Origin of the sequence: Caballeronia choica (assembly GCF_001544535.1) — a bacterium.
GTDB lineage: Bacteria > Pseudomonadota > Gammaproteobacteria > Burkholderiales > Burkholderiaceae > Caballeronia > Caballeronia choica.
The window spans coordinates 1-8,648 of sequence record NZ_FCON02000223.1 but is presented as its reverse complement, the minus strand read 5'-3'; the positions used below and the strand labels follow the sequence as shown (position 1 = coordinate 8,648).

Genomic DNA, 8,648 nt, shown 5'->3' with positions numbered 1-8,648 from the left:
CACAACTACTTCACGTTGCTGTCGGCGCGCTTTCTGGTCGGTGTCGGCGAAGCCGCTTACGCCAGCGTTGGCATGGCGATTCTCATCAGCATGTTTCCCGCACGGCACACCTCGACGGTAGCTGGCGCATTCATGGCGGGCAGCATGGTCGGGTCGGTCATGGGGATCGGGTTTGGCGGGTCACTGGCAAGCCAGTTCGGTTGGCGAAGTGCGTTCGTTGGCATGGCAGTCTTTGGCATCGCGCTGACCGTGCTCTATATGATGGTTGCCAATCCGGCGCGAATCGAAGGGGAGAAAGGTCAATCAACCGGCATCGGGCAAACTAAATCGCTGGCGCCCGTCCGCGTCAGGCAGGTGTTGAAAGACCTGTTCTCCTCGCCGGTATTGATCTGCGTTTATATCGGTAGCGGGCTGCAACTCTTCATCAACGGTGGCCTGCTTGCGTGGCTGCCGAGTTTCCTGAATCGAGTGTATGACATGCCCCTGAGCAAGGCGGGCGGCGTCGCAGCAATCTTCGTCCTTTGCGGCGCATGTGGAATGCCCCTGTGCGGTGCACTGTCCGATCGCTTGGGACGTGATTCTCCGCGACGGAAAATGCTCCTGGCGATCACCTTTAACCTGGCCTGCGGAGTATTGCTGTTCGCGGCATTCCAGTTTCCCGTCGGTCCAGCCCAACTCACTCTCATCGCATTGGCGATGTTCTTTAGTGCTGGCGTGATGGGTCCGGCCGGTACGATGGTTGCGAACCTGACGCCCAAGGCGATTCATAGTACTGCCATGGCAACGCTCGCTCTGGCCTTCAACATTCTTGGGCTGGCGCCGGGTTCTATTGTGACGGGTGCATTGGCAGACCGACTGGGGCTGGCGCCCGCCTTGCAACTGTTGCCACTCGCCAGTGTCGCGTCCGCCATCGTCCTGTTTGTTGGCGTGCGTTATCTGCGTGGCGCGCGAGGTTATGGCGCAAATAGCTAATGTGGTCGAGATGTTTCATGTAAATCGGGATGCCTTATCGATTGGACAGGGCAGTGTTCCAGATTGAGGGCGCAGCGGTGTTCTTGAGCGCGAGAGCGCAGAGTTCGAACCAACCCTTGCGAATGCGATGTGTCACCTCGATGCGTGAAGTCGTGGTCGCGGCATTTCTGACTCGTTTGAATCCGAAGTCTACGGCACGTGATAATGCGAGCGCGACGTTCGGCATTTGGGGGCGCGCAGTTCCTCGTCGACCTGTCGCACATGCTCGGCGGCCCATCGACAGGGAACCGGTATTTCTCCTGACGGGAGGCGCAACGATCCACCCGCCGTCATCCAGGGGCGGCAGAAACTTGCTCTCGAACCGCGGTCATATGCCCCGCGACCCGGCCACGCGGCGTCTCGGTAGCCCGGATTAGACCAACCGCTCGATCGCGATCGCTGTCGCTTCTCCGCCGCCGATGCACAGCGACGCGACCCCACGCTTGAGGCCGTGGGTTTCCAGCGCCGCAAGCAGCGTCACCATCACGCGCGCGCCCGAAGCGCCGATCGGATGTCCGAGCGCGCACGCGCCGCCATGCACGTTGACCTTGTCATGCGGCAGGTCGAGATCGCGCATCGCGGCCATCACGACCACCGCGAACGCTTCGTTGATCTCGAACAAGTCGACGTCGCGCAGCTTCCAGCCGGTCTTCTCCGACAACGTGCGCATCGCGCCGATAGGAGCCGTGGGAAAGAGGTTCGGCTTGTCGGCATATGACGCGTGCCCGACGATCACGGCCTTGGGCGTCAGGCCACGCCGCACGGCCTCCGAGCGGCGCATCAAGACCAATGCCGCCGCGCCGTCCGAAATCGACGACGAGTTCGCCGCCGTCACCGTGCCGCCGTCCCGGAACGCTGGCTTGAGCGTCGCGATCTTGTCGAACTTCGCCTTGCCCGGCTGTTCGTCGACCGCGACCACCGTTTCCGTCTTGCCCGCGCGCACGGATACCGGCGCGATCTCCGCCGAGAAGCGTCCGTCGGCAATCGCCCGTTGCGCACGCGTGAGCGACGCGATCGCGAATGCGTCCTGGGCCTCGCGCGTGAACCCGTACGACGCGGCGCAATCCTCCGCGAAGGTACCCATCAGACGGCCCTTGTCGTATGCGTCCTCGAGCCCGTCGAGGAACATGTGGTCGAGCACCTGACCATGCCCCATCCGGTAGCCGCCGCGAGCCTTGGGCAGCAGGTACGGAGCCTGCGACATGCTTTCCATGCCGCCCGCAACCATCACGTTCGCCGAACCCGCGAGCAGCAGATCGTGCGCCAGCATCGCCGCCTTCATGCCCGAGCCGCACATCTTGTTGATTGTCGTTGCCCCCGCCGACAACGGCAGCCCCGCCTTCAGCGCCGCCTGCCGCGCCGGTGCCTGTCCCTGGCCTGCCGGCAGTACGCAGCCGAAGATCATTTCGTCGATCTGCCCGGCCGGCACGCCGGCCTTTTCGAGTGCGCCGCGAATCGACACCGCGCCGAGTTCGCTCGCGCTCGCCGCCGCCAGGTCGCCCTGAAAGCCGCCCATCGGCGTGCGCGCCGCCCCAACAATAACAATCGGATCGTTTGTCGTCATAGTTCCATTTCCTCCAGTGTCAACGCGGTGCCATGCGCAACGCGCCATCGAGACGAATCACTTCGCCGTTCAACATCGGGTTCTCGGCGATATGGCGCACCAGCGTTCGATACGCTGTCGGGTTTCATCTTGTGCGCCCTGAAGCGCTGGAATCTTGCCGCCCGGCGTCGTCGGCCCGCGTCGAGGACTTCGATCGCGCGCGGATAGGCATGCGTCAATAGCCGCCGCTTGAGATCCTGGCTCAATGCCTCGGCCAGGGCCGGGCTGTCGTCGTACTTGCGACAGCACGAGGAACGCCTTGACGTTCTCCGTCCGCTCGGGATCGGGCGCGCCGATGACCGCCGCGTCGGTACCAGCCGATGGAGGCGTACTTACCCAGAGTGAGTCAATCGGCTCGCGATCTCAACTTTGCGGTCACCGATCGCCACACCGCACAATCCTCGCAACGTCGCCAGAGCCAGCGTTGTTCAAGCGTGGCTACTTATAAGGCGGACGTCAGTTCTGGCACAGCGGTGAACAGATCGCCCACCAGACCGTAGTCGGCGACGCTGAAGATCGGTGCTTCCGGGTCCTTGTTGATCGCCACGATCACCTTTGAATCCTTCATCCCGGCCAGATGCTGTATCGCGCCTGAAATGCCGACGGCCAGATAGAGTTGCGGCGCGACGATCTTGCCCGTCTGGCCCACCTGGAAGTCGTTCGGCACGAAGCCCGCGTCGACCGCTGCACGCGATGCGCCCAGCGCCGCGCCGAGCTTGTCCGCGAGCGGTTCGAGCACCTTCGTATAGTTCTCGCCGTTGCCGAGTCCACGGCCACCCGAGACGATGATCGTCGCCGAGGTCAGTTCCGGGCGGTCCAGCTTCGTGAGTTCGCGGCTCACGAATGTCGAAATGCCCGCATCCGCGGTCGCTGCGATCTTTTCAACCGATGCGCTGCCGCCTTCCACCGCCACCGGATCGAAGCCGGTCGCGCGCACCGTGATCACTTTGATCGGGTCCGACGATTGCACCGTCGCGATCGCGTTGCCTGCGTAGATCGGGCGCTCGAACGTGTCAGGGCTGACCACCGCGGTGATCTCGCTGATTTGCGCAACGTCCAGACGAGCCGCGACGCGCGGCGCGATGTTCTTGCCATAGGCGGTCGCGGGCGCGAGGATGTGCGAATAGTCCTTCGCCGGGTCTTGCACGATCGTCAACACGGTCGCTTCGACGTTTTCTGCCAGACCCGCTTCGAGTTGCGCAGCGTCGGCCAGCAATACCTTGCGCACGCCGGCGATTCTTGCCGCCGCGTCCGCGGCGCCCTGTGCGTGGTGACCTGCAACCAGCACGTGAACGTCACCGCCGATCTTCCGTGCAGCCGCAATCGTATTCAGCGTTGCTGCCTTGATCGACGTGCCGTCGTGCTCTGCAATTATCAGATTCGTCATGTGTTCTGTCTCCGCTTTTGCTTAAAGCACCTTGGCTTCGGTCTTCAATTTTTCGACCAGCGTCTTGACGTCGGCGACCTTCACGCCGGCGCTGCGCTGCTTCGGCTCGACCACTTTCAGCGTCTTCAGACGCGGCGTGACATCGACACCCAGGTCCTCGGGCTTGAGCGTTTCCAGCGGCTTCTTCTTCGCCTTCATGATGTTGGGCAGCGTCACATAGCGCGGCTCGTTCAGGCGCAGGTCGGTGGTGATGACAGCGGGAAGCGACAGCGTCAGCGTTTCCGAGCCGCCATCGACTTCACGCGACACCGTGGCCTTTCCATCGGCGATCGTCACCTTCGATGCGAACGTCGCCTGCGGCAATCCCGCCAATGCGGCGAGCATCTGACCGGTCTGGTTCGAGTCGTCATCGATCGCTTGCTTGCCGAGAATGACCAGACCGGGCTGTTCCTTGTCCATCAGCGCCTTGAGGAGCTTCGCGACGGCCAGCGGCTGCAGGTCTTCGCCCGACTCGATCAGGATCGCGCGGTCCGCGCCAATGGCGAGCGCCGTGCGCAGCGTTTCCTGGCATTGCGACACACCGCACGACACCGCGATCACTTCGGTCGCCACGCCCGCTTCCTTCAGACGCACCGCTTCTTCCACTGCGATCTCGTCGAACGGATTCATCGACATCTTCACGTTCGCAATATCGACGCCCGTATGGTCCGACTTGACACTAACCTTCACGTTGGCGTCGACGACCCTTTTCACCGCTACAAAGACATTCATCTTGCTTTCCGATCGTTAAAGTACATAAGGTCTTGCTTTGCGGCATCGTATCTCGCGATACCGCGGGGCGCTGCGTTCCCCATGCGCACGCGCGTCATCTCGAGCGTTTCATGCAGGACTTCGGTTGAAAGCCACCGCGCGCATCCGTACGGCGCGCGAAAGGGTCCACTGACGCGTCAGAAGGTGTGGCGTATGCCGAGGTTGACCGCCGTGGTTCCTGTGCGCGGCGCCACCGGAGCGCCATACGTCAGCGTCGTGGTCGCCGTTCCCTCGTTCTTCACGTGACCTGCCTGCGCGTACAGCAGCGTGGCTTTGGAAAGGCTGTATTCGAGGCCCGCGGCATACTCAAGAGACTTGTTGGCGGAGTTGTTCATGTCCTTGAGATAGTAGACGCCGCTTGTCAGCCTCAGCGAGGGCGAGAAGCGATAGCCGAGCCCGGCGGAATACATGTCGAGATCCACCGTGTTCGAGTGCGCCGGGTTCCGGCCGTTTGCGTAGGATGCGGACATGGTGAAGCCGTGAGTCGCATATTCCGCGCCGAAGTACACGAAGCGGTTGTTGTTCAGGCCAGTGGCGACCGTCGTGGGCGCCGGGTTGGTGTCGTGACCGTTATAGTAGATGGCCGCCAGCGTGAGTCCATAGTTGGAGTACTTCAGAATGGCAGATTCACGGGTGCCACCCTGGAAACTGCCTGCAACGTTGCCTGGCGCATATTCCAGCGACGCGCTGATGCCGGCAAAAGTGGGCGAGTTATAGACGATCGCATTGCTGTCGTACAGCGCGCCGATCGGCCCATTGGTCGAGGTGCCGACCCAGCCCGCGGACTGATTCATGCCGAGCCAACTGGTCAGGATGCTGCCGAAGTACTGGCCGCCGCGCACGTCGGTCTCGGCCAGGGCATAAGCCATCGGTGCGAACTGTCGGCCTACGTTGATCGAGCCGAAGGGGCCCGACATGCCAACGCTTGCAACCTGATTGAACAATGCCACCATGCCCGGCGTATCCGACAGGCGGAGCGTGCCGTTGGTGCTACTGAATGCGCCTTGCAACCTGAAGTTGACGAGGTATCCGCCACCGATATCCTCAGTGCCCTTCATGCCCCAGAGGCTCGAATAGATTCCGCCATCCTTGAGCATATAAACCCGTCCAAGATCCTTCCCTGCCGGGTTGAACGATGCCGCGGACGTGCTTTGATAGAGCAGGCCTGAATCCAGCACGCCATATAGCGTCACCGAGGATTGCGCATATGCCGTGCTTCCAAGCGTAGCCACCGTGGCCGCCATGAACCATTTCAACTTCATCTCGTCTCCTCTCCCTTTGTATGGCGATCCGAATAACAGAGATCGACTTCGGTTTCCCTATTTCTTTTTCTGCTCAACTGGAAAACATTGTCGTCGGTCGATTTGCGGCTGTCGTAGTCCGATCTGCCTATATTGCTGAGCCACGGGCTGATCGCTTTCCCTAATACGTTGCGCAGGTGCGTGGGCATAGCGGGCCAAGCGAGTTCGACCAATGCCGGGATCGTGCTTCCGGTGGCTTCGGCGCCGATGTTCGCGGCAGCGTGGGACTCAAGATAATCTGAATGTAGCTAGGCATCCGAATTAAATGGACGACGAGCGCATAGCTTTGCGATCTGCCGCGCATCCGGGATGCACGGTCATGAAAAGGAATGCAGGCGGCGAGCCTTCTGAAATGCTTGAGATGACCGTCAGCGAAATGGTCGCGCGCGTGGCGGGTCCTGTTCGACAGGGACCCGCCACGTCGACGGTCGAATCCTCAAGCTACGCTACGCTGCTGATTCGTCCAGAATGCCTCGCGCAATACATTCTTCTGGACCTTCCCAACGTGCGAGATGGGGAGCGAGTCACGAAACTCCACGCTGCGAGGACACTTGTATCCCGCGATGCGCTCGCGGCAGTGAGCCTGGATAGCCTCCGCCGTGACAACCTCACCGGGCTTCGCGACGATGACGGCATGAACGGTCTCGCCCCAACGGTCGCTCGGAATGCCGATAACAGCGCATTGAGCGACAGCCGGATGGCTCGCGATCGCATTCTCGACTTCGGCGGAGTAGATGTTCTCGCCGCCCGAAACAATCATGTCCTTCAGGCGATCCACGACGTAAAGCAGGCCGTCGTCGTCCATGTAGCCGCCGTCGCCCGTATGCAGCCAGCCGTCGCGGAGTACTTCCGCGGTCGCCTCCGGCTTGTTCCAGTAGCCGAGCATCACGTTGGGGCCACGGACGATGATTTCTCCGGTCGTGCCGCGTGGCACTTCCCGGCCCTGCACGTCGACGATCTTGATCTCGACGCACATCGCGGGCCGGCCCGCGGCGCGCATCTGGCCGCTCGCGTAGGCTTCTTCCGTGTGGTACTCCGGCCCGAGCGAAGCGCAGACCGGCGAGAGTTCCGTCATGCCGTAACCCTGCACGAATTCAGCCTTGGGAAATGCCTGCTGCGCACGCCTGAGTAGCGTTTGCGAAATCGGCGATGCACCGTAGGTGATCCGTGTGAGAGACGACATGTCGAGGCACGCACTCTCGGCGGGATTCCCGTCGATCCAGTCAAGCAGCATCTGGAGCATGGTAGGCGCCAGCATGAGCCGGTTCACGCCATGTTGGGAGATGGCCTCTATCGTGGCGCGGGGCGTGAAAGCCGGCACGATCACATGGACTCCGCCGCAAGCGAGGAGGGCACTGATCGCCGAGAAACCCGCCAGATGGAACATGGGCATCGCATGCAGAAACACCGTCCCCGTCGCAACGTGACCGATGGCGACGGTGGTGAGAGCGGCCACGCCGAGGTTCGTGTGGCTCAGCATGACGCCCTTCGGAAAACCCGAGGTGCCACCCGTGTAGAAGATGCCGGCAAGCTCGTCGCCCTGACGCCGTCCATCTTCGACCGGTTCCGATTCGGCAATCAGACTCTCGTAATTCAGCATGCCGTCCGGGGTATCTTCGTCGCCGGCATAGATCACGTGTCGCAACGAGCGGGCTTCGCTCGCGAGCCGGATACCCAGGGCGCGGAAGGTATCGTCGACGATCAGGATGGAACTCGCGGAGTCATCCAGCGCATACAGCAATTCGCTCGCGCTCCAGCGGGTGTTGAGTGGATTCAGAACGCCGCCTGCCCACGGTGTCGCCATGTAGTATTCAATGTATCGCGGCGAATTGGCCGACAACATTGCAACCCGTTCGCCGTTTGCGATACCCAGTTTCCGAAGCGCTCCGGCGAGCCGCTCAACGCGCGTGCCGAGTTCGGCAAACGTAATCGCCTTGCTCTCAAAACGTACCGCTGTCGTATTGGGCCTTTGCTGCATGGCGCGGTGCAGCCCTTGTGTCAAGTACACTTCGTGTCTCCGTCCATTGTTTTGACTGGCTTTTGTCAGCGTCCCGCAGACGGCGCGGCATCGAGTCGTGCATGCCGTTGTGCTGCTGGCCTGACCTAATATCATCGCAGTATCCGCGTGGCCTCGCCAGCGTACGCCCCCCCGTCAAGGGGCTCAGGATTGCCCACATCTTCGGGATCTGACGCGAAAGAATTGCTTGTAAACGCGTAGCGTCAATGTTAACTTGCGCGCACCCTGTTTGTAACGGCGTACGAGATTGGCGGGCGAGAACGATATCGACGATTGGGCAAACACCGAGTTCGGCGCTGCGAACCTGGGCGACGCACGTCTGGAACGGCGTCTTGTTGCCCTGGCGCGCCGTCTCGCCTGCAGCCCGCAGAGCTCGTTTCCGCAATCGCTCAACGCTGCCGAGCTTAAGGCCGCGTACCGCTTTTTCGACAATACGCAGGTCGATACCGACGGCATCCTCGCGCCGCACATCACACAGACGCTGGATCGGATGACGGCGGTACCGGTTGTGCTGGCCGT

At 61.8% G+C, this 8,648-nt stretch carries 7 protein-coding genes and 1 pseudogene; 2 read left to right on the top strand and 6 right to left on the bottom strand.

What is annotated here, in order from left to right:
* A partial coding sequence (locus tag AWB68_RS40320) for an MFS transporter (RefSeq protein WP_087649767.1) occupies positions 1-972 on the top strand: 972 nt, incomplete at its 5' end.
* A gap of 412 nt (positions 973-1,384) precedes the next feature.
* On the opposite strand, the gene AWB68_RS40315 is transcribed toward AWB68_RS40320, so the two are convergent.
* From AWB68_RS40315 to AWB68_RS40295, 6 genes and pseudogenes are all read right to left on the bottom strand, one after another.
* A complete protein-coding gene (locus tag AWB68_RS40315; RefSeq protein WP_087649766.1) occupies positions 1,385-2,575 on the bottom strand; it encodes an acetyl-CoA C-acyltransferase in 1,191 nt (396 codons plus the stop codon).
* Between the two features lie 19 nt (positions 2,576-2,594).
* A pseudogene (locus AWB68_RS47520) lies at positions 2,595-2,681 on the bottom strand (3-hydroxyacyl-CoA dehydrogenase); the annotation flags it as partial.
* 375 nt (positions 2,682-3,056) lie between these two features.
* The gene (locus AWB68_RS40310; RefSeq protein ID WP_087649765.1) at positions 3,057-4,001 is read right to left on the bottom strand and encodes an electron transfer flavoprotein subunit alpha/FixB family protein; all 945 of its coding nucleotides are present in this window, start codon (positions 3,999-4,001) and stop codon (positions 3,057-3,059) included.
* 21 nt (positions 4,002-4,022) lie between these two features.
* Entirely contained in the window at positions 4,023-4,772 is a 750-nt protein-coding gene (locus AWB68_RS40305) for an electron transfer flavoprotein subunit beta/FixA family protein (RefSeq protein WP_087649764.1), read from the bottom strand.
* Between the two features lie 176 nt (positions 4,773-4,948).
* Positions 4,949-6,073: a porin gene (locus AWB68_RS40300; RefSeq protein ID WP_087649763.1), complete on the bottom strand. Its 1,125-nt coding sequence runs from the start codon at positions 6,071-6,073 to the stop codon at positions 4,949-4,951.
* 475 nt (positions 6,074-6,548) lie between these two features.
* Complete coding sequence (locus tag AWB68_RS40295; RefSeq protein ID WP_087649762.1) at positions 6,549-8,120, bottom strand: long-chain-fatty-acid--CoA ligase; 1,572 nt, start codon at positions 8,118-8,120, stop codon at positions 6,549-6,551.
* A gap of 256 nt (positions 8,121-8,376) precedes the next feature.
* Here AWB68_RS40295 and AWB68_RS40290 point away from each other — a divergent pair.
* On the top strand, positions 8,377-8,648 hold a 272-nt coding region (locus AWB68_RS40290; RefSeq protein ID WP_143282019.1), incomplete at its 3' end, for an IS4/Tn5 family transposase DNA-binding protein.

Coding starts and splice junctions, on each gene's coding strand:
- AWB68_RS40315 (WP_087649766.1), bottom strand. CDS start 2,575: ATGACGACAAACGATCCGATTGTTATTGTTGGGGCGGCGCGCACGCCG.
- AWB68_RS40310 (WP_087649765.1), bottom strand. CDS start 4,001: ATGACGAATCTGATAATTGCAGAGCACGACGGCACGTCGATCAAGGCA.
- AWB68_RS40305 (WP_087649764.1), bottom strand. CDS start 4,772: ATGAATGTCTTTGTAGCGGTGAAAAGGGTCGTCGACGCCAACGTGAAG.
- AWB68_RS40300 (WP_087649763.1), bottom strand. CDS start 6,073: ATGAAGTTGAAATGGTTCATGGCGGCCACGGTGGCTACGCTTGGAAGC.